The organism is uncultured Brachybacterium sp. (assembly GCF_947500705.1).
Lineage (GTDB): Bacteria > Actinomycetota > Actinomycetes > Actinomycetales > Dermabacteraceae > Brachybacterium.
In genome coordinates, this window is sequence record NZ_CANMSY010000009.1 from 118,562 (window position 1) to 138,917 (window position 20,356).

Genomic DNA, 20,356 nt, shown 5'->3' on the forward strand with positions numbered 1-20,356 from the left:
GAGAACGACTGAGGGGGACCGGACGACTCGATGGCCACGTCGCTGCTGACCCGTGTCAAGGCACGGGTGGATCTGCACACCTCGAACCGGGCACGTGGACTCATCCAGGGCCGGGGGCGGTCGCTGTTCAAGGGCAGCGGCGAGGACTTCGACGACCTGAAGTACTACCAGCCCGGCGACAAGATCTCCGATATCGACTGGAAGGCCACCGCCCGCTCGGGAGAGCCGCTGATCCGGCAGTTCAACGAGGAGCGGGTGCGCCATCTCTCGATCGTCGTCGACACCTCCGCGGCGATGGCCGCGACCGCCGCCGACGGCAGCTCCAAGCGGGACGCGATGATCATGGCCGCCGGGATGGTCTGCTTCCTGGCCCAGAAGAACGGCGATCTGGTGGGAATGGTCGCGGGTCAGGAGAGCCGCCCGATCCAGCTGCCCTCCCGCTCGAGCGATGGGCATCTCGAGCTGCTGCTGCGCACCGCGCAGCAGGCGACCACCACGGCGGCCGGTGCCGCGAACACCTCCTGGCTGCTCGAACGCGCCTTCCGGGTCACCACGCACTCGACCCTGATGACGATCATCACCGACGAGGCCCATCCCTCCGTCGAGGACTTCACACTGCTGCGGCGTCTGAAGACACGGCACGATCTGATCGTGATCCGCATCGCGGATGCCGACCCGCTGCAGAGGTCCGCGTTGGATCACGACGTGATCGACGTGGACTCGCCCCGTGAGATCGGCGCCATGGCACGCACCTCGAAACGGGTCGCCCATGACGTCGCGGCGTACCGGCAGGCGCGCAACGAGGGCATCGAGGAGATGCTGGACCGCCTGCACATCAGCCACATGCTGACCCCGGGGGAGAGCACCGTGGTGGACGACATGGTCGCGATGCTGCGGTCGAGGGAGTATCGCCATGGCCGTTCCTGAGCTGCTCGCCGGCGTGCTGCGGGCCGAGCCCGCACCTCCCGAGATCATCACCCCTCCCCAGTACTCGATCGCCTGGGTGATCCTCGCGGTGCTGTGCATTCTTGTGATCATCGTTCTGATCGTGGGCACCCTGAAGATCACGCGGGCGATCGAGAAGCGCATCGCCTATCGACACCGTCCCAGCGACGTCGAGACCCTGAAGGCGGAGTTCCTGCGCGCCGTGAACGACATCGCCGATCGCCATGACGAGGGCGAGCTCGAGGCGCGGGACGGCCATCACGAGCTCACCGGTGTGATGCGCCGCTTCGTACGGCGCACGACCGGGCATGACGTGACCAGCCAGGATCTGGCGACCCTGCTGGCCGATCAGCGCACCCGCGCGGTCGGCGAGCTCATCGCCGATCTGTATGAGCCGGACTTCGCGAAGTCCTCGGATCGCGACCTGCGGGACTCCGTGCGTCGCGCGCGGGAGGTGATCCGCGCGTGGTCATGATCTTCTGGTGGGTCACCGCACTGCTGCTGCTGGCAGCGATCGCCGTCTGGGCGATCACCTTCTGGAACCGACGCGCCATGCGCCGTTCCCCGGTGCTGGTGGCGAATTCGCAGTACATGGATCGGATCCCGAGCTTCGTGCGAGCTCAGCGCACGGCCCGCGTGGTGCGCGTGCTCCAGGTGGGCGTCGCGGTGTTCGTCGTGATCGCGGCGTCGCTGCTGTCCGGGCGGATCGCGAGCGAGCGGATCGAGACCCCGGAGTTCTCGTCGCGGGACATCGTGCTGTGCCTGGACGTCTCCGGGTCGATGTACGAGTACGACACCGAGATCCTCTCCACCTTCGCGCAGATGGTGGACAGCTTCGAAGGGGAGCGGGTGGCGCTGTCGATCTTCAACTCGACCAGCCGCACCGTGTTCCCGCTGACCAACGACTACGACCTGATCAAGCGTGAGCTCGAGAACGGGGCCGAGGCGATCGACTTCGACGAGTTCGGATACCGTCTGGGCACCCAGGACTACTCCGACGACAAGGTGCGTCAGTACGTGGACTTCGTCGACGGCACCCGCGGCATCGCCGACGAGGCCTCGATCGTCCCGGACGGCCTCGCTTCCTGCGCGCAGGTCTTCGACCAGGCCGAGCAGGATCGATCCCGCTCGATCATCTTCGCGACGGACAACGAGGTCAACGGCGAGCCGATCTTCACCCTCGACGAGGCGACCGAGAGGGTCGCCTCGCGCGACATCGATCTGTACACCTTCTACCCCGGGGCCTACGAATGCGGCCCGCAGTGCTTCGAGGAGCTGGAGACGGCCACCGAGGACCAGGACGGCGAGCTGTACGAATCCTCGGACCCCGAGGCGATCCCCTCGATCATCAACCAGATCCAGAAGACCCAGGCCGAGGTGCTGGGGGCGACCCCGACCGTGGTCCGCACGGACCATCCCGCGCTCGGATTCGTCCTCACCTTCCTCTCGCTCGCCGGGATCCTGATCCTGGGATGGAGGGCCCGCTGATGTATCTCGAGCACCTGATGCCGCTGTGGGCCACGATCCCGCTGTTCGGCGCGATGCTGGTCCTGTGCACGGTGCTGCTGGTGCGCCGGCCGCGCCAGCGCACAGCCTGGCTGCGCCGCCTGCTGATGGTCCTGCTGCTGCTGGTGGTCGCGCTGCGCCCGGTCACCCCGATCGAGGGCGAGCAGACCCAGCGGATGAACGCCAACGTGTTCTTCGTGGTGGATCGCACCGGCTCGATGAACGCCGAGGACTATGCGGGCGAGCAGCCGCGGCTGGAGGGGGTGAAGGCGGATATGGAGCAGATCATGGGGCTCACCGAGGGCGCGCGATATTCGATCATCGCCTTCGACTCCACGGCGACGCAGCAGCTGCCGCTGACCACCGATGCCGGCGCCGCCCGCGCCTGGATCGACACCCTGACCACCGAGCCCACCTCCTATTCGACGGGCTCGAACGTCGACCGTGCGCTGACCCCGCTGCTGGTGGAGATCTCCGAGGCCCGCTCCGAGGATCCCGACTCGAGCGTCCTGGTCTATTTCCTCTCCGATGGGGAGAACACCGACGAGCGGGAGTCCGAATCCTTCGGCCAGGCCGCAGGCTTCGTCGACGGTGGTGCGGTGCTCGGCTACGGCACCCCGGAGGGAGGGCCGATGAAGGTCGAGGGCGGTCCGGACCACGGCGAGTACATCACCGGGCCGGACGGCGAGCAGGGCATCTCGAGCATCGACGAGCAGCAGCTCCAGACCATCGCAGGGGAGATCGGAGTCCCGTACCTGCACCGGACGGACCCCGAGGTGCCGATCGAGGGCACGATGGAGGGGATCACCCTCCGCCCGATCCCGATCGAGTCCACCCGCGGGGTCGCGAGCTTCGAGGACTGGTACTGGGTGGCTGCGATCCCGCTGGCCGCCCTGCTGATCTGGGAGCTCGGGGAGATGACCTACCGGCTGCCGCGCAGACTGGACCGCTACGACATCTCGGGAGCGCAGCGATGAGCACACCCCTGGCAGAGCATCCCCGCAGCGCGGATGCTGCGGGCACTCCCGCCCTTCCGGGCCCTGGATCCGCGCTCGCGCAGGACCAGAGCGGCAGTCCCAGGGACTTCGGCCTGAACGTGAAGCGTCTGCGCCTGACCCGCCTCATCGTGTTCGTTGTCCTCTCCCCGCTGATCCTGGCGCTGGCCCTGCTGACGATCAGGTTCGTCTCTATGCCGATCGCCCAGGCCGGCCATCTGAGCGCCTACGAGGACGGGGACTATCCCGCAGCCATCGAACGCCTGGGACCGGTGGAGTTCGCCAACTGGTTCGAGCCGTATCTGCCGCATCTGTCCCAGGGCACCGCCCTGCTGCAGCAGGGGGAGGACGCCGCTGCCGAGGAGCAGCTGCGCCTCGCCCTGGGCGAGTGGAACGATCACAGCGACCTGAACTCGCCGATGCACGCCCAGTGCAAGATCCTCAACAACCTCGCGATCTCGATCGAGCGCCAGGCTGATCTGCTCGAGGATCCGCAGGCGCGCGCCGATCGGCTCTTCGAGGCCGAGGAGCTGCTCGCCCCCTGTGGCGGTGGCGGTGGCGGGGGCGAGGGTGAGGGCGAGGGCGGCGGAGGAGCCGGGAACGAGGACTCCGAGACCACCGAGGGCAACGGCGAACGCGTCGAGGAGAAGCGTCGCGAAGCCGACGAGGAGGCCGGCAACGACCCCGACGCACGCGGCGAGGAGCAGGGCGGCGGCGACGAGGAGGGCGACGGGACCCCGGGCCAGACGGATCCCGGCGACCCCTCCCAGGAGGATCCCGAAGGGGACGGCCCCGAGGAGGAGGCGCCCACCAGCGGGAACTCGGAGGAGGACCAGAAGGACGATGAGCTCGAGGAGCGCAACCGCGATGCGCAGGGCGGCGACGGCGAGGAGGAGCCCGGTGGTTCGCAGGACGATCCGGTGAAGCCGTGGTGAGCCTCGACGAGGGAGAGCGCGCCTATCTCGACCATGCCGCGACCACGGTGCTGCGCCCCGCGGCCCGGGATGCCTTCCTCGAGGCCTCCGCGGTGCGGGGGAATCCCTCCTCCGTGCACGCCTCGGGCCGACGGGCGCGCGGAGTGCTCGACGAGTCGCTGGCACGGATCGCCTCGCTGCTCGAGGTGCCGCGCAGCTGGCTGATCATGACCTCCGGGGGCACCGAGGCGGACAACCTCGCGATCCGCGCCGTCGCCCTCGGCGCCCGGCAGAAGGATCCGGTGCGCACGGCGGTCGCCGTCGCCGCCACCGATCATCCTGCGGTGCTCGCCACGGCCCGGTCCCTCGTCGTCGGCGATCCCGGGATCACGGTGCGTGAGCTTCCCGTGGATCACCAGGGCGCGCTGCGGGCACCAGCGGTCGCCGAGGCACTGGCCGATGGCGCCGTCGGCGTGGTCAGCGCGGCCCTGGTCAACAACGAGACCGGCGCACTGCAGGACCTCGCCGCAGTCGCCGCGGTCGCTCGGGAGCACGGCACCCTCGTGCACACCGATGCCGTGCAGGCAGCGGGGCATGTGCCCCTGCCGAGCTGGGACGACGTGGATCTGATGTCCCTGTCCGGGCACAAGCTCGGTGCCCCGGTCGGGGTGGGTGTGCTGGTGGCCAGACCCGGGGTGCCCTTCGCGGCGTTCAGCACCGGGGGCGGGCAGCAGCGGGGTGTGCGCTCGGGGACGCTGGATGCGGCCCACACCGCCGCCTTCGCCGCCGCCCTGGGGGAGGCCCTCGCCGAGCGCGAGGAGCAGTCCGCACGACTGCGGGAGCTGGCGGGGAAGCTCCGGGCAGGGATCCGCGAGATCGATCCGCAGGCGCGCTTCACCCTCGCGGAGGACACCCCGCAGTCCGGACACATCGTGCACGTGGTCTTCCCGGGTGCGGACTCGGACTCCCTGCTGTTCCTGCTCGATGAGCGCGGCGTGGACTCCGCGGCGGGCTCCGCCTGCTCCGCAGGCGTGACCCAGGCCAGCCCCGTGCTCGCCGCGATGGGCATCACCGATCAGCAGGCGCGCGGAGCGCTGCGCCTCTCCCTGGGCTGGAACAGCACCGAGCATGACCTCGAGATCCTGCTGGCCGCCCTGCCGGAATCCCTCACCAGGGCTCGTGCGGTCGGCGCGCTGATGGGCTGAGCGCGACGCGGATCCGGGTCGAACATCACGTTCTCCACCCCTGGGATGTGAGGCCCCGCTCCGTACACTGGACAGCCGGACGAGGGAAGGTGGACCGGGTGAAGGTGCTGGCAGCGATGAGCGGCGGGGTGGATTCCGCGGTCGCCGCGGCGCGCGCCGCCGAGGCCGGTCATGAGGTGGTCGGCGTGCACATGGCGCTGTCGAAGAACCGCGACCAGACCCGCACCGGCTCTCGCGGCTGCTGCACGGTGGAGGACGCCTCGGACGCCCGTCGCGCCGCCGACCGCATCGGCATCCCGTACTACGTCTGGGACCTCTCCGACGATTTCCACGACCTGGTCGTCGAGGACTTCCTGTCCGAGTACGCGGCAGGCCGCACGCCGAACCCCTGTGTGCGCTGCAACGAGCGGATCAAGTTCGCCTCACTCATGGAGCGCGCCACCCTGCTGGGCTTCGATGCCGTGTGCACCGGCCATTACGCCTCGATCCGCACCGACGGCCCGGGCGGTGCGGCGTCGCTGCACCGATCACGGAATATGGCGAAGGACCAGTCCTACGTGCTGGCTGTGATGGGGCCGGAGGCCGTGGGCCGTTCGCTGTTCCCCCTCGGCGAGTACGAGACCAAGGCCGAGGTGCGGGCAGAGGCCCGCTCCCGTGGGCTCGGCGTCTCCACCAAGCCCGACAGCTACGACATCTGCTTCGTCGCCGACGGGGACACCCGCGGCTTCCTCGAACGTCACCTCGGAGAGGCGCCCGGCGAGATGCTCGACGATCAGGGGAAGGTGCTCGGCACCCACCGCGGGACCCACGGCTTCACGATCGGCCAGCGCAAGGGCCTGGGGATCCAGCAGCCCGCCCCTGACGGCGCCCCCCGCTACGTCGTGGACATCGATCCCGGCACCCGCCAGGTGGTGATCGGGGCCGGCGAGCTGCTCTCCACGCGCGAGCTGCTCGCGACCGACGTCGTCTCCTTCGAGCCGCTCGAGGTGGGACGCCGGGTCGATGCCCAGATCCGTGCCCACGGCGAGGCGACCCCCGCCGAGATCCTCGAGACCCCTGAGACCGGTGGCGGCCTGCGGGTGCGGCTCAGCACCCCGATCCGCGGCGTCGCCCCCGGTCAGACCCTCGTCCTCTACGACGGGGACCGGGTCCTCTCCGCCGCCACCCTCGAGCGTCGTCGATGAAGCCCCTGGTCACCCTCACCGGAGATGGCACCTTCCGTGCTCCCACCCCCGAGCAGGCGCTCCGGCTCGAGCTCCCGGAGGACCCACCGCTCGCGGCGCTGATGCGACTGCGCACCCTGCTCGGTGATGACCTCGAGGAGCAGATCGCCACCCGGCTCTACCTGCCCTCCGCGCTCGGCCGCGATGAGACCGACCATCTGCTGCCGGCCAGTCTGGCCCTGCTCGCGGAGACCACCGGAGACCTCGTCAGCTATGGCTGGCGACTGGGCTCCGGCACCGGCCGGGCCTGGCAGCACGCCCGCGAGCTGCGGGAGCGGATGCTGGATGCCGCGCGGATCGCGCTGCTGGGCTATGAGGGTGCGCTGATGACCACCGCATTGGGCCCCGCCACGCTCTCCGGCGCCACCTTCCTGCAGTCGGGGGAACGGACCCTGGGCGATCCCGGGGCGGTGCGCGACCTGCCGATGCTGCTGGCCGAGGGGCTGGTCGACCACCTGACCTCCCTGCAGGACCGGGTCCCGGGCGCGCAGCTGCACGTGCTGCTGCGCGAGGACGCCGTGGCCGCGGTCCATCAGGGCCACATCCCCACCCCCTCCGGTCGGCGCCGCTACGCACCGCTCCCCGCGCCGGAGATCGGGGTGCTCTGGAGCTGCCTGTTCGTGGCGCTCGAGGACTACGGGCTGGATGCGAACTCCGTCACCCTCGGGATCGGAGCCGACATCTCGCTCCTGCGTGCCGCCCGCGATGCCGGTGCGCGCCGGATGGCGATCGCCCCGCGCCGGCTGCCCGCGCTGACCACCCCTGAGGGCCGCGCGCTCTGGGAGGGCATCGCCGAAGCCTGCGATGACGGCTGCGCCTTCGAGCTGGTCGTCGATCCCCGACCCGGTGGGCTGCTCGGCCCCGAGCTGGAGATGATGTTCGAGACCTGGCGGCGCCTGGGACACAGCGACGCCGACGCCGCAGGGGTCGCCGTGATCGCCCATCACGGGGCCTCCCATGGGCTGCACCGCGGCCTGGTCGATCCTTCCGCCCAGCCGGAGGCATCGACCCTGCTCGACGAGCAGGCGCTCGAGGCGCTGCTGCGCATCGCGCCGTCCTGGGCGGAGCGCCTGGCCGACTGAGCTCCTCCGCGCGAGCCTTCCCGCCGGAGCCTCTCCCTCGCGCCCGCGCGCCACAGCCACCCCTGTGCGTCACAATGTTCTGGTGACCACGAACGAGCAGGGACCCCGCACCGCCGACGAGACCGCGCAGCAGCGCATCGCCTCCCTCACCGCGCAGATCGAGCAGGCGCGCGTGGACTACTACGAGCACGATGCGCCCACCATGGCCGATGCCGAGTACGACCGGCTCGAGCAGGAGCTCCGCGCGCTCGAGGAGGCGAACCCGCAGCTCGCGGCAGAGGATTCTCCCACCCGGACTGTCGGCGGGGCCGCAGCCGCGGGCCTGCCCACGATCGTCCATGCCGAGCGGATGCAGAGCCTGGACAATGTGTTCTCGATCCAGGAGCTGCGCGAGTGGTGTGCGCATGCCGTCGCGGAGATCGGTGGTCAGGCGCGCTTCCTCACCGAGCTCAAGATCGACGGTCTCGCCCTCAACCTCCGCTACGAGCATGGAGAGCTGATCACGGCCGCGACTCGTGGGGATGGGCGGACCGGCGAGGATGTCACCGCCAATGCGCTGCGGATCGACCAGATCCCGCAGCGGCTCGAGGGCACCGACCATCCGGCGCTGGTCGAGGTGCGCGGCGAGGTGTTCATGCCGACGGAGGACTTCACGCGCCTGAACGAGTTCCAGCTCGAGCTGCGCGATCGCGCCGTCCTCGACTCCCGCACCCGGTGGGAATCACGGCAGCCGAGCGGTCGTCGTCCCTTCGATGAGCAGCGTGAGATGCTCGCCGCGACCCGGCGCTTCCCCACCTTCGCGAACCCGCGGAACACCGCCGCCGGCGGACTTCGCCAGCAGCTGGAGAAGAAGGACGGCCTCGAGCGGGACGCCGGGGAAGCCCGACTCGCCGCACTGCGGCTCACGGTGCACGGACTCGGGGCCTGGCCGGATCCGCCGGTGGGCTCGCAGAGCGAGATGTACGAGCTGCTCGCCTCCTGGGGTCTGCCCACCAGCCGCTATCTGTCGGTCACCGACTCGATCGACGAGGTGGTCGCCTATGTCGAGCACCACGGCGAGCATCGTCACGACGTCGAGCACGAGATCGACGGGATCGTCGTCAAGATCGACACCTTCGCCCAGCAGCGGGCGCTCGGCTCCACCTCCCGCGCTCCTCGCTGGGCGACCGCCTTCAAGTACCCGCCCGAGGAGGTCACCACCACGCTGCTGGACATCCAGGTGCAGGTGGGCCGTACCGGCCGGGTCACCCCGTTCGGCATCATGGAGCCGGTCACCGTGGCCGGCTCGACCGTCGAGAAGGCGACGCTGCACAACCAGTTCGACGTCGAGCGCAAGGGGGTGCTGATCGGCGACACCATCATCCTGCGCAAGGCAGGGGACGTGATCCCCGAGATCCTCGGGCCGGTCGAATCCCTGCGTGACGGCAGCGAGCGGCCCTTCATCATGCCCACCGACTGCCCGGCCTGCGGCACCGAGATCCGCCCCGAGAAGGAAGGGGACAAGGACTGGCGCTGCCCCAATCAGAAGGACTGCCCCGCCCAGGTCTCCGGCCGGGTCGAGCATGCGGGCTCCCGCGGAGCCTTCGACATCGAGTCGCTCGGCGAGGAGAGCGCGATCGCGCTCACCGATCCCGACAAGCGCCGCGGCGAGGCGCTCGCCGCGCTCGCCGCAGGGCATGCCGTCCACCTGCCGATCCGCGATATCGCCGACACCACGCAGAGCAACTTCGTGGTGGTCAGGAACGGTGAGGTCACCGCCGGCACCGACGGGGTGCCGCTGCTGCGGATCACGGAGCTCGATGATCCGCTGCTGCCGGACCTCCAGCAGCCCGTGATCACCACCGGCTCCGATCTCTTCGATCTCACCCCCGCAGCTCTGCGGGAGGTGTTCGTCTGGCAGCCCGAGCGCCGCGACGGGGAGCCGACCGGAGACTGGCGGATCCAGCCCGCCTTCTGGTCCCGCCCCCAGTTCCGCCATTACAAGCGCGAGGCGGTCTGGAAGCAGGTCAAGGAATCGGTGGTGCTGAAGTCCACCGAGACGCTGATGAACGAGCTCGAGAAGGCGAAGGAGCAGCCGCTGTGGCGGGTGCTGGTCGCGCTCTCGATCCGCCACGTGGGCCCGTCGGCCGCGCGGTCCCTCGCCACGGCCTACGGCTCGATGGAGGCGATCCGGGCGGCGAGCATCGAACAGCTCTCGGACACCGACGGGGTCGGCGGGATCATCGCCGAGGCGGTCGTCGAATGGTTCGCCGTGGACTGGCATCGCGAGCTGGTGGACGGCTGGGCGAGCTCGGGCGTGCGAATGGCCGATGACGTCGCCGAAGGCTTCGTGAAGACTCTCGAGGGGCTGACCGTGGTGGTTACCGGCGGGCTCGAGGGATTCACCCGCGACGGCGCCAAAGAAGCGATCATCTCCCGAGGCGGGAAGGCCTCCGGCTCGGTCTCCAGGAAGACCGACTTCGTGGTGGTCGGGGAGAACGCCGGGACGAAGGAGACCAAGGCCCGGGACCTCGGGCTGCGGATCCTCGACGAGGCCGGCTTCACGGCACTGCTCGCCGGCGGCGCCGAGGCTGTCGCGCTCGAGACGGAGGAGATCCCGGGGGAGTGACTGGACTGCCGGGCGGAGAACACCGCCCGGCGCCAGCTCACGCCTCCAGGGCGAGGGCCAGCGGCAGCACCGGCCCGGACCCGGCACGTCGCAGCGCGCGGGCGGCGATGGTGATCGTCCAGCGCGAGGAGATGGTGTCGTCCACCAGCAGCAGCGGAGCACCGTCCTGCTCCTCGAGCCGCCGCTGCAGGTCCTCGGTCACCACGAAGCGGTCCCAGAGATCGGCGAGCCGGAAGGCGCTGTTCCCGCCTGCGCGCAGGGGCTCGGCACCGGGGGCCAGTCCGAGCTGCCCGAGGTCCGTGAGCCGGCCCACCGACGCGATGCCGGCGGCGAGGGAGCCCACCAGGTGCGGGCGGGTCAGCGACGGGATCGCGACCACGGCCGCCGGGCGCTGCTCCCAGTCCCAGGCGGCGAGCACCTCGACGATCCGACGACCCAGGGCGTCCGGCACCTCGGAGTCCACCGCGCGGCCCTCCTCGTCGGTGCGCAGCACCAGACGCAGCAGCCCCGCCCAGCCGAGGTCGGAGGAACGTGCCAGTGCCCGCCCCTCCTCGGCGCGCTGGCTCACCGGGATGTTCCCGCGCGGAGTCCGGCCGCTCTCGTCGGTCACACCCAACCGGTCCAGCCCCTGGGGCCATTGCGCACGCGGCGCCACCGGCACCCCGACCCGCTCGAGCAGCGCCGAGACCTGCTCCGCGGCGCTGCCCTTCCCGGTCGAGGCGACACCCGAGCCGGTTCCCGGCGCCGGATACCAGGGGCCGGCGCACACATCGCAGCGACCGCAGGGGGCCGCGGTGTCGTCATCGAGCTGCCGGGCGAGGAAGAGCATCCGGCACTGCTGCGGATCACCGCTCTCCAGCCGTTCGTACTCGAGCATCGCCTGCTGCTCCTCGCGCCGAGCCCTGGCGACCTTCTCGTAGCGCGGCCCGTCGTAGGCCCAAGGCGTCCCGGTCGCGATCCAGCCGCCCTTGACGTTCTGCACCGCCCCGTCGACCGCGAGCACCTTCAGCAGCAGCTCGAGCGCGGTGCGGCGCACGTCCACCCGTGCCTCCAGAGCCGGAGTGGACAGCGGCCGCTCGGAGGAGGCCAGGGCGCTGAGCACCGCGCTCGCGCTCTCCTGCGAGGGCATCGACGCGGTCGCGAAGTACTCCCAGATCGCACGGTCCTCCCGGCCGGGCAGGAGCAGCACGTCCGCGGTCTCGGTGGCGCGACCGGCTCGGCCCACCTGCTGGTAATAGGCGACAGGAGAGCTCGGTGCACCGAGGTGGACCACGAACCCCAGATCCGGCTTGTCGAACCCCATCCCCAGCGCGCTGGTCGCCGCGAGCGCCTTGACCTCGTTGTCCTTCAGCGCGCGTTCCAGCTCGGCCCGCTCCTCGGAATCGGTGCGGCCGGTGTAGGCGCGCACCCTGCGGTCCGGGCGGTCCAGCAGCTCGGCGAGATCCTCTGCCGCGGAGACCGTGAGGGTGTAGATGATGCCCGAGCCCGGCAGCTGGTCGAGATGCTCCACCAGGTAGGACAGGCGCGCCCGATCATCGTCGAGCGAGAGCGACCCCAGGCGCAGCGAGGCGCGGGTCAGCGGACCGCGCAGCGTGAGCACCCCGCCCTCGGGGTCGGCGCCCAGCGGTCCCTGGACGCCGAGCTGCTCGGCGACATCTGCCACCACGCGCGAGTTCGCGGTCGCGGTGGTGGCGAGCACGGGCACCTCGGGGCCGAGCTCGGCGACCAGATCCCGCAGCCGGCGGTAGTCGGGCCGGAAGTCGTGGCCCCAGTCGGAGATGCAATGTGCCTCGTCGATCACCAGCAGCCCGCACCGCTCCACCAGGCGCGGCAGCTGCTCCTCCCGGAAACGGGGGTTGACCAGCCGTTCGGGGGAGACCAGCAGCACGTCGATCTCGTCGGCGGCCAGGGCCTGCTCGATCTCGGTCCACTCGGTGGGGTTCGCGGAGCTGATCGCCTCCGCCCGCACCCCGGCCCGCCGGGCCGCAGCGACCTGGTCGCGCATGAGCGCGATCAGCGGCGAGACGATCAGGGCCGGCCCGGCACCCCGGCGTCGTTGCAGGAGTGCGGACAGGAAGTACACCGCGGACTTGCCCCAACCGGTGCGCTGGACCACGAGCACCCGGCGCTGATCCTCGACCAGCGCGGAGATCGCCTCGAACTGCCCCTCATGGAAGTCCGCGCCCGCGTGGCCGGTCAGCGCCTCGAGCGCTTCGCGTGCCTCCTCGCGGAGGGAGCGTGCAGGGGATGCGGGGGAGTCGATGCCGGCAGTCATGGACTCAGTGTGACAAGTCCGCACGACGGATGGGTCGCGGCGCTCCGCTGAGGAGCTGCGGCGCCGCGCCGGGGTCAGTCCTCCGAGGGACTCTGGGCGCTCTGCTCCTGCTCGAGGCGCCGCAGGCGCTCCGAGGTCGACTCGCCATCTCGCAGCGGATCCTCCTTGGTGGCCAGTGCGCGGCGCATCCGTGCTTCGAGCTCCTGGGCCTCGCGGAGCACGGGATCGTCCGACCGCTGCTCGCCGTCCTCAGGATCATGGGCGTGGTAATCGATGTTCGGGTCGACGGACATGTCGAGTTCCCTTCATGGTCGGTGGGGAAGCAGGAGTCTACCGAAGTGACGGGCGGCACCACGCTGTGACGCCGGCGGCGCTGTGTGTGAAGCCAGCGGCGCTGTGCGGGGAACCAGGCGGCTCCGCGACGGGATCGGTAGGCTCTGCCCGGTGACCCGACGCTCCCGCTCCCTCTCCCAGGCTCCGACCCTCCGCCCGCTCACGGGCTCCCGACTCGGTGAGGCGCTCATCGCCGGCTGGAGGCCGCTGCAGCGGCTCGATGTCGACGGCTTCTCGCTGCTGCGTTCCCGAGGAGTCACCAAGCGTGCGCACAGCATCGTCGCGCTCGATCCCGCGACCGCACCCGATGCCCTCACTGCTGCGTTGGAGCGCGTGGAGTCGCTGGTCACGATGGTGGGCGAGCAGACCGTCCACCGCATCATCGAAGGCGTCTCCCCGGAGGGACTGGATGACCTGCTCGCCGCGCGCGGGGACCAGAGCGTCGGCGCCAGCGAGATCCTGGAGCTGCCCCTGTCCGGGGTCCTGCCCCGGCCGCACCCCTCGGCCGTGATCGCCACCGGGGCCCTCGACGAGGACTGGTTCGAGGCCGCCTGGCGGCTGGCACCGCGCGAGGGCGAGAACTCCCGACAGACGATGCACGACATCCTCGCCGGCACTCCCGCGGTCCAGGTGCGCCTCCCTGTCCCAGAGATCCCGGACGCCGCCGTGGGCCGCGCCGCCCTGGTCGAGGCGGGGAAGGAGACCGTCGGCGTGCTCAACATGATCGCGGTCGACCCCACGCAGCGACGCCGGGGCCTGGGCCGCGCCCTGTCCGGCACGCTCCTCGCCCTCGCCGCGGTCCAGGGTGCGAGCCGTGTCCTGCTCGAGGTCGAGTCCGACAACACCCCGGCTCGCACCCTGTACCGGGACCTCGGCTTCCGCCGGATCGGCGGCTATCACTACCGGGTGGGCCAGACTCCCCAGGACCCGTCCTAGAATGACCCACATGCCTTCGATCGGACGAGATGACGTCGCACGCCTCGCCGACCTCGCACGGATCCAGCTCACCGATGAGGAGATCGACCGCTTCGCCGGCGAGTTCGACTCCATCATGGATGCTGTCGCCTCCGTGTCCGAGGTCGCCACCGAGGATGTACCCGCGACGTCCCACCCCATTGCCATGACGAACGTCTTCCGTGAGGACGTCGTCGAGACCACCTTGACCCAGGAGCAGGCGCTCGCCGGCGCTCCTGAGGCGCAGGACGGCCGCTTCGCCGTCCCGCAGATCCTGGGCGAGGAGTGACCCCACCGATGACCCCCCAGAACCAGACCGACATCATCCGCCGCAGCGCCGCCGCCCAGGCCGCAGCGCTCACCGCCGGTGAGGTCTCCTCCGAGGAGCTCACCCGCGCCCACCTGGACCGCATCGCCGCCGTCGACGGCGACCTGAACGCCTTCCTCCACGTCAACACCGAGGAGGCGCTCGCCGCCGCCCGCGAGGTCGACACCCGCCGCGCGGCCGGCGAGGAGCTGCACGCCCTGGCCGGTGTGCCCATCGCCGTCAAGGACGTCGTGGTCACCGAGGGCCAGCCCACCACCGCGGGCTCGAAGATCCTCGAGGGCTGGATCCCGCCCTACGACGCCACCCTGGTCACGAAGCTGCGGGCAGCCGGGCTTCCCCTGCTCGGCAAGACCAACATGGACGAGTTCGCGATGGGCTCCTCCACCGAGACCAGCGCCTACGGACCCACCCGCAACCCCTGGGACCGCGACCGGATCCCCGGCGGCTCCGGCGGTGGCTCCGCCGCGGCAGTCGGCGCCTACGAGGCCCCGCTCGCGATCGGCACCGACACCGGCGGCTCGATCCGCCAGCCCGGCGCCGTCACCGGCACCGTGGGCGTCAAGCCCACCTACGGCTCCGTCTCCCGCTACGGGCTGATCGCCATGGCCAGCTCGCTGGACCAGGCCGGCCCCGTGACCCGCACCGTCGAGGACTCGGCGCTGCTGCACGAGCTGATCGCGGGCCATGACCCACATGACTCGACCTCCCTCAGCGACCCCGTCGGCCCCTTCGCCGCGGCCGCCCGCAGCAAGGACGTCAAAGGCCTGCGTGTCGGCGTCATCGAGGAGCTCGCGGGCGAGGGCTTCGCCCCCGAGGTCAGCGCACGCTTCACGGAGTCGCTCGACCAGCTCGAGCGCGCCGGCGCGGAGATCGTGCGGGTCTCCTGCCCGAACTTCCGCTACGCGCTGGGCGCCTACTACCTGATCATGCCCTCGGAGGCATCCTCCAACCTCGCGAAGTTCGACGGCATGCGCTTCGGCCTGCGCGTGGTCCCCGAGGACCACCCCACCGCCGAGAACGTCATGAAGGCGACCCGCGGAGCCGGCTTCGGCGACGAGGTCAAGCGCCGCATCCTGCTGGGCACCTACGCCCTCTCGGCCGGCTACTTCGACGCCTACTACGGCAGCGCCCAGAAGGTGCGCACGCTCGTGCAGCGCGACTTCGCCGCCGCCTTCGAGCAGGTCGACGTGCTCGCCTCGCCGACCGCCCCGACGGTCGCCTTCCGCCTCGGCGAGCAGGTCGACGATCCCACCGCGATGTACATGAACGACATCGCCACCATCCCCGCCAACCTCGCCGGCGTCCCGGGCATCTCCCTGCCCAGCGGCCTCGCCGAGGACGGCCTGCCCGCCGGCATCCAGTTCCTCGCCCCGGCCCGCGCCGACGAGCGCCTGTACCGGGTGGGCGGCGCGCTGGAGGCCCTGCTCGAGGACTCCTGGGGCGGCCCCCTGCTGGCCAAGGCCCCCGAGCTCACCGGAGGAATGAACTGATGAGCACTGCAGCCGATATCGAACTCGTCGACTACGACGAGGCCATCGCACGCTTCGACCCCGTCCTCGGCATCGAGGTCCACGTCGAGCTGGGCACCGCCACCAAGATGTTCGACGGCGCGCCCAACATCTTCGCGGCGGAGCCCAACACGGCGATCACCCCGACGTCCCTCGGCCTGCCCGGCGCACTGCCGGTCGTGAACCACAGGGCCGTCGAGTACGCGATCAAGATCGGTCTGGCGCTGAACTGCTCGATCGCCGAGACCTGCCGGTTCTCGCGCAAGCAGTACTTCTACCCGGACCTCACGAAGAACTTCCAGACCTCGCAGTACGACGAGCCCATCGCCTATGAGGGCTGGGTCGACATCGAGCTGGAGGACGGCGAGATCATCCGGGTGGAGATCGAGCGCGCCCACATGGAGGAGGACGCCGGCAAGAACACCCACGTCGGCGGCTCCACCGGGCGCATCCACGGCGCCACCCACTCACAGGTGGACTACAACCGCGCGGGCGTGCCGCTGGTCGAGATCGTCACCAAGCCGATCCCGAACACCAAGGGCCGCGCGCCCGAGGTCGCCGCCGCATACGTGCGCACCCTGCGCGACATCTTCCGCGCGCTGGACGTCTCCGAGGCGAAGATGGAGCGCGGCAATGTGCGCGCGGACATCAACGTGTCGCTGCGGGAGAACCCCGAGGCGGAGCTGGGCACCCGTACCGAGACCAAGAACGTGAACTCCTTCCGCTCGATCGAGCGGACGGTCCGCTACGAGATCTCCCGCCAGGCGGGCGTGCTCGACGCGGGCCAGAAGGTCATCCAGGAGACCCGCCACTTCCACGAGGACACCGGCGGCACCTCCTCGGGCCGCCCGAAGTCCGACGCGGAGGACTACCGCTACTTCCCCGAGCCGGACCTGGTGCCCGTCGCCCCGAGCCGCGAATGGGTCGAGGAGATCCGCACCAGCCTGCCCGAGCTGCCGGCCGCCCGCCGGCGTCGCCTGCTCGGCGAATGGGGCTTCAGCGACCTCGAGATGCGGGACGTCCTCAACGCCGACGCCCTCGACCTCATCGAGGCGTCCGTCGCCGCCGGTGCGAGCGCCCCGAGCGCGCGCAAGTGGTGGATGGGCGAGCTGGCCCGCATCGCGAAGGACCGGGATCTCGCCCTCCCCGATCTCGCGATCACTCCCGCCCAGGTCGCTGAGCTGCAGGGCCTGGTCGACGCCGGGAAGATCAACGACAAGATCGCCAAGCAGGTGCTCACCAAGGTCCTGGACGGCCAGGGAGACCCGGCCGCGATCGTCGAGCAGGACGGCCTCGCGGTGGTCTCCGACGATTCGGTGCTCACCGGCGCCGTGGACCAGGCGATCGCCGACAACCCGGACGTGGTCGCGAAGATCCGCAGCGGCAAGGTCCAGGCGATCGGCGCCCTGATCGGCCCGATCATGAAGGCCACCCGCGGTCAGGCCGACGCCGGTCGCGTGCGCGAGATCATCATGGAGAAGCTCGGCGTGAGCTGAGCGCGGGTGTCGGGCTCGTCCCGCGCATTCGAGAAACCCTCGCCTCGGCGGGGCGACCACTGAGGTGGGCGCCCCGCCGTCGTGCTGTGCGGGCAGGGCCGAGGGGGAGGCGGCCGTGATGCCGAGCATGCTCAGCTCTCCAGGAGCCGTACCGCCGCCGCGAGGGTGTCGCCCTCGGGCAGCGGGAGGTAGGAGACGACGTGAAGGTCCGGCGCGTCCTGGGGCACGATGTTGACCTGCTCGAACACGAGCCGACCCACGACGGGGTGCAGGAACTCGCGGCGTCGTGAGGCGAAGCGCTCCACCTCGTGGACGTCCCATGCTCGCGAGAACTCCTCGCTCTCGGCTCGCAGATGACCCACCAGCCGGACGTGCTGGGGCCCGCCCGCCCGGCCGCCGGCCTCGGCACGGTACTCGGCGAGGAACTGCCGGCTGGTGCGCTCCCAGTCCGGCAGCATCGAGCGCACCCACGGATCGGTGAAGATGAACTGCAGCAGGTTCCGCTGGGTCGCCTCCGCCGCGCGGACCGCGGGGAACAGCCCCTCGTAGGCCCGGTTCCATGCGGCGATGTCCCAGTGCGGCGTGAGGGCGAAGGCCGGCGCAGGGTCCAGGGCGTCGAGCAGGTGCTGCACATGCGGTGGCACCGGGGCGGGCTCGGCGAGAACCGGGCGAGGGGGAGGGGCGAACCCGGCCAGACCCAGCACGTAGTCGTGCTCCGCCTCGGTCAGGCGCAGGTTCACGGCGACCGCGTCGATCACCTGGCGGGAGGGATTGATGTCCCGGCCCTGCTCGAGCCAGGTGTACCAGGTGACGCTCACCCCGGAGAAAAAGGCGATCTCCTCCCGGCGCAGGCCCTTGGTGCGCCCGCGGCCGACGGACGGCAGATCATAGTCGGCGCGCACGACCTCGTTGCGGCGTCGGCGCAGGAACGTGCCGAGCTCGGCACGCGGTCCCTCGGTCATGCAGCCTCCTCGTCGGCGGGTCGTCATGCCGAGCTGTCCCATGGCGAAAACTATCACTTGCACCACTAGTAGTGGTGGCGTCTTGGTGCCGGGACGCTCGGAGTGATCAGATGTCCCTATGGTTCAGCTCCGCTCCCGCACCTCGACCCACGGCCGCAACATGGCCGGCGCCCGCGCCCTGTGGCGCGCCACCGGCATGAAGAGCGGCGACTTCGGCAAACCGATCATCGCGATCGCGAACTCCTACACCCAGTTCGTGCCGGGTCACGTCCACCTCAAGAACATGGGGGACCTGGTCGCCGGGGCGATCGAGGAGGCCGGCGGCGTCTCCAAGGAGTTCAACACCATCGCCGTGGACGACGGCATCGCCATGGGCCACGGCGGCATGCTCTACTCGCTGCCCAGCCGCGACCTCATCGCCGACTCCATCGAGTACATGGTCAACGCCCACACGGCCGACGCCCTGGTGTGCATCTCCAACTGCGACAAGATCACCCCGGGTCACATGATGGCCGCGATGCGGCTGAACATCCCCGTCGTCTTCGTCTCGGGCGGCCCCTCGGAGTCCGGCAAGCCGATCGAGGGCGTCACCGAGCACCGCATCGACCTGGTCGACGCGATGTCGCTGTCCGCCGACGATTCCATCACCGACGCGCAGCTGGCCGAGGTGGAGGAGAACGCCTGTCCCACCTGCGGCTCATGCTCCGGCATGTTCACCGCGAACTCGATGAACTGCCTCACCGAGGTGCTCGGCCTGTCCCTGCCCGGCAATGGCACCACCCTCGCCACCCACGCCTTCCGCAAGGAGCTCTTCCTCGAGGCGGGGCGGAAGGTCGTCGAGCTCTCGAAGCGCTATTACGAGGACGGCGACGAGTCGGTGCTGCCGCGCTCGATCGCCACCAAGGCCGCGTTCTCCAACGCCATGGCGATGGACGTCGCGATGGGCGGCTCGACCAATACCATCCTGCACATCCTCGCCGTTGCGATCGAGGGCGGCATCGACTTCACCCTGGATGACATCGACCGCATCTCGCGCCTGGTGCCCACGCTGTCCAAGGTCGCCCCCAACGGCACCGCGCATGTGGAGGACGTCCACCGGGCCGGTGGCATCCCCGCGATCCTCGGCGAGCTGGATCGCGCCGGTCTGCTGGACCACAGCATCCACACCGTCCACTCGCCGGACCTGGCCAGCTGGCTCGCGGAGTGGGACATCCGCGGCGGCACCGCCTCGAAGAAAGCGGAGGCGCTGTTCCATGCCGCCCCCGGCGGGGTCCGCACCACCCAGGCCTTCTCGACCACGAACACCTGGGACGAGCTGGACACCGACGGCGAGAACGGCGTGGTCCGCTCGGTGCCGCACGCCTACACCAAGGACGGCGGCCTCGCGGTGCTCAAGGGCAACCTCGCCCGGGACGGTGCGGTGTTCAAGACCGCCGGCATCACCGAGGACCTCTTCCACTTCGAGGGCACGGCGGTGGTCTGCGACTCCCAGGAGATCGCGGTCCAGAAGATCCTCGACAAGACGGTCAAGGCCGGCGACGTCGTGGTGATCCGCTATGAGGGCCCGCAGGGCGGCCCCGGCATGCAGGAGATGCTCTACCCGACGTCCTTCCTCAAGGGGCGGGGCCTGGGCAAGACCTGCGCCCTGATCACCGACGGCCGCTTCTCCGGCGGCACCAGCGGCGTCTCCATCGGCCACATCTCGCCGGAGGCGGCTGAGGGCGGTCTGATCGGTCTCATCGAGGATGGCGACAAGATCATCATCGATGTGGACAAGCGCCTGCTCGAGCTCGACGTCCCCGAGGACGAACTGGCGCGACGCCGCGCGGCGAAGGGCCCGCTCCCGTGGCGTCCCGAGAACCGCGATCGCAAGGTCTCCCAGGCGCTCAAGGTCTACGCGCACCTGGTGCGCTCGGCGACCTACGGCGCGACTCGTCGGCCCCTGGACTGAGCCGACCCGGCCGCCCTCCGCTCCGACCCTCCCCGTTCCCTCTGAGCTGTCGTCCGGCACCTGCCGAGGCG

Annotated in this window: 17 protein-coding genes; 14 read left to right on the top strand and 3 right to left on the bottom strand. The window is 70.5% G+C overall.

Annotation, left to right across the window (positions count from 1 at the left end):
• Window positions 1–30 precede the first annotated feature (30 nt).
• From Q0937_RS14590 to Q0937_RS14630, 9 genes are all read left to right on the top strand, one after another.
• Window positions 31–927 carry a DUF58 domain-containing protein gene (locus tag Q0937_RS14590; RefSeq protein ID WP_299305039.1) on the top strand — a complete coding sequence of 299 codons (897 nt, stop codon included), beginning with the start codon at window positions 31–33 and terminating at the stop codon, window positions 925–927.
• Window positions 914–1,420, top strand: coding sequence for a hypothetical protein (locus Q0937_RS14595; RefSeq protein WP_299305042.1), 507 nt, complete (start codon window positions 914–916; stop codon window positions 1,418–1,420). The genes Q0937_RS14590 and Q0937_RS14595 overlap by 14 nt, the downstream gene beginning before the upstream one ends.
• Complete coding sequence (locus Q0937_RS14600; protein WP_299305106.1) at window positions 1,417–2,433, top strand: vWA domain-containing protein; 1,017 nt, start codon at window positions 1,417–1,419, stop codon at window positions 2,431–2,433. Before Q0937_RS14595 ends, Q0937_RS14600 begins: the two co-directional genes overlap by 4 nt.
• Window positions 2,418–3,428: a VWA domain-containing protein gene (locus Q0937_RS14605; protein WP_299305045.1), complete on the top strand. Its 1,011-nt coding sequence runs from the start codon at window positions 2,418–2,420 to the stop codon at window positions 3,426–3,428. The genes Q0937_RS14600 and Q0937_RS14605 overlap by 16 nt, the downstream gene beginning before the upstream one ends.
• Window positions 3,425–4,381, top strand: a complete 957-nt coding sequence (locus tag Q0937_RS14610) for a hypothetical protein (RefSeq protein ID WP_299305048.1) — start codon at window positions 3,425–3,427, stop codon at window positions 4,379–4,381. Before Q0937_RS14605 ends, Q0937_RS14610 begins: the two co-directional genes overlap by 4 nt.
• The gene (locus tag Q0937_RS14615; protein WP_299305051.1) at window positions 4,378–5,565 is read left to right on the top strand and encodes a cysteine desulfurase family protein; all 1,188 of its coding nucleotides are present in this window, start codon (window positions 4,378–4,380) and stop codon (window positions 5,563–5,565) included. The genes Q0937_RS14610 and Q0937_RS14615 overlap by 4 nt, the downstream gene beginning before the upstream one ends.
• Before the next feature lie 98 nt (window positions 5,566–5,663).
• A complete protein-coding gene (gene mnmA, locus Q0937_RS14620; RefSeq protein WP_299305054.1) occupies window positions 5,664–6,749 on the top strand; it encodes a tRNA 2-thiouridine(34) synthase MnmA in 1,086 nt (361 codons plus the stop codon).
• Window positions 6,746–7,870 carry a hypothetical protein gene (locus Q0937_RS14625; protein WP_299305057.1) on the top strand — a complete coding sequence of 375 codons (1,125 nt, stop codon included), beginning with the start codon at window positions 6,746–6,748 and terminating at the stop codon, window positions 7,868–7,870. Before mnmA ends, Q0937_RS14625 begins: the two co-directional genes overlap by 4 nt.
• 82 nt (window positions 7,871–7,952) lie before the next feature.
• Window positions 7,953–10,478, top strand: a complete 2,526-nt coding sequence (locus tag Q0937_RS14630; RefSeq protein WP_299305060.1) for an NAD-dependent DNA ligase LigA — start codon at window positions 7,953–7,955, stop codon at window positions 10,476–10,478.
• 37 nt (window positions 10,479–10,515) lie between these two features.
• Here Q0937_RS14630 and Q0937_RS14635 read toward each other — a convergent pair whose 3' ends face one another.
• Window positions 10,516–12,753, bottom strand: a complete 2,238-nt coding sequence (locus Q0937_RS14635; protein WP_299305063.1) for an ATP-dependent DNA helicase RecQ — start codon at window positions 12,751–12,753, stop codon at window positions 10,516–10,518.
• A 74-nt stretch (window positions 12,754–12,827) separates the two neighbouring features.
• Entirely contained in the window at window positions 12,828–13,046 is a 219-nt protein-coding gene (locus tag Q0937_RS14640; protein WP_299305065.1) for a hypothetical protein, read from the bottom strand.
• 151 nt (window positions 13,047–13,197) lie between these two features.
• Here Q0937_RS14640 and Q0937_RS14645 point away from each other — a divergent pair, with 151 nt between their 5' ends.
• Genes Q0937_RS14645 through gatB form a run of 4 tightly spaced genes read left to right on the top strand, consistent with a single transcriptional unit; the run spans window position 13,198 to window position 17,372 of the window.
• Window positions 13,198–14,022 (top strand): N-acetyltransferase, encoded by an 825-nt coding sequence (locus tag Q0937_RS14645; protein WP_299305068.1) that lies wholly within the window; start codon window positions 13,198–13,200, stop codon window positions 14,020–14,022.
• A 10-nt stretch (window positions 14,023–14,032) separates the two neighbouring features.
• Window positions 14,033–14,329: an Asp-tRNA(Asn)/Glu-tRNA(Gln) amidotransferase subunit GatC gene (gatC, locus tag Q0937_RS14650; protein ID WP_193116046.1), complete on the top strand. Its 297-nt coding sequence runs from the start codon at window positions 14,033–14,035 to the stop codon at window positions 14,327–14,329.
• 8 nt (window positions 14,330–14,337) lie between these two features.
• Window positions 14,338–15,858 carry an Asp-tRNA(Asn)/Glu-tRNA(Gln) amidotransferase subunit GatA gene (gene gatA, locus Q0937_RS14655; protein WP_299305075.1) on the top strand — a complete coding sequence of 507 codons (1,521 nt, stop codon included), beginning with the start codon at window positions 14,338–14,340 and terminating at the stop codon, window positions 15,856–15,858.
• Window positions 15,858–17,372 carry an Asp-tRNA(Asn)/Glu-tRNA(Gln) amidotransferase subunit GatB gene (gene gatB, locus Q0937_RS14660; protein ID WP_299305078.1) on the top strand — a complete coding sequence of 505 codons (1,515 nt, stop codon included), beginning with the start codon at window positions 15,858–15,860 and terminating at the stop codon, window positions 17,370–17,372. Before gatA ends, gatB begins: the two co-directional genes overlap by 1 nt.
• A gap of 131 nt (window positions 17,373–17,503) precedes the next feature.
• Here gatB and Q0937_RS14665 read toward each other — a convergent pair whose 3' ends face one another.
• Window positions 17,504–18,334 carry a helix-turn-helix transcriptional regulator gene (locus Q0937_RS14665; protein WP_299305081.1) on the bottom strand — a complete coding sequence of 277 codons (831 nt, stop codon included), beginning with the start codon at window positions 18,332–18,334 and terminating at the stop codon, window positions 17,504–17,506.
• A gap of 118 nt (window positions 18,335–18,452) precedes the next feature.
• On the opposite strand from Q0937_RS14665, the gene ilvD reads away from it, so the two are divergent.
• Window positions 18,453–20,285, top strand: coding sequence for a dihydroxy-acid dehydratase (gene ilvD, locus Q0937_RS14670; protein ID WP_299305083.1), 1,833 nt, complete (start codon window positions 18,453–18,455; stop codon window positions 20,283–20,285).
• The last annotated feature ends 71 nt before the right edge of the window (window positions 20,286–20,356 follow it).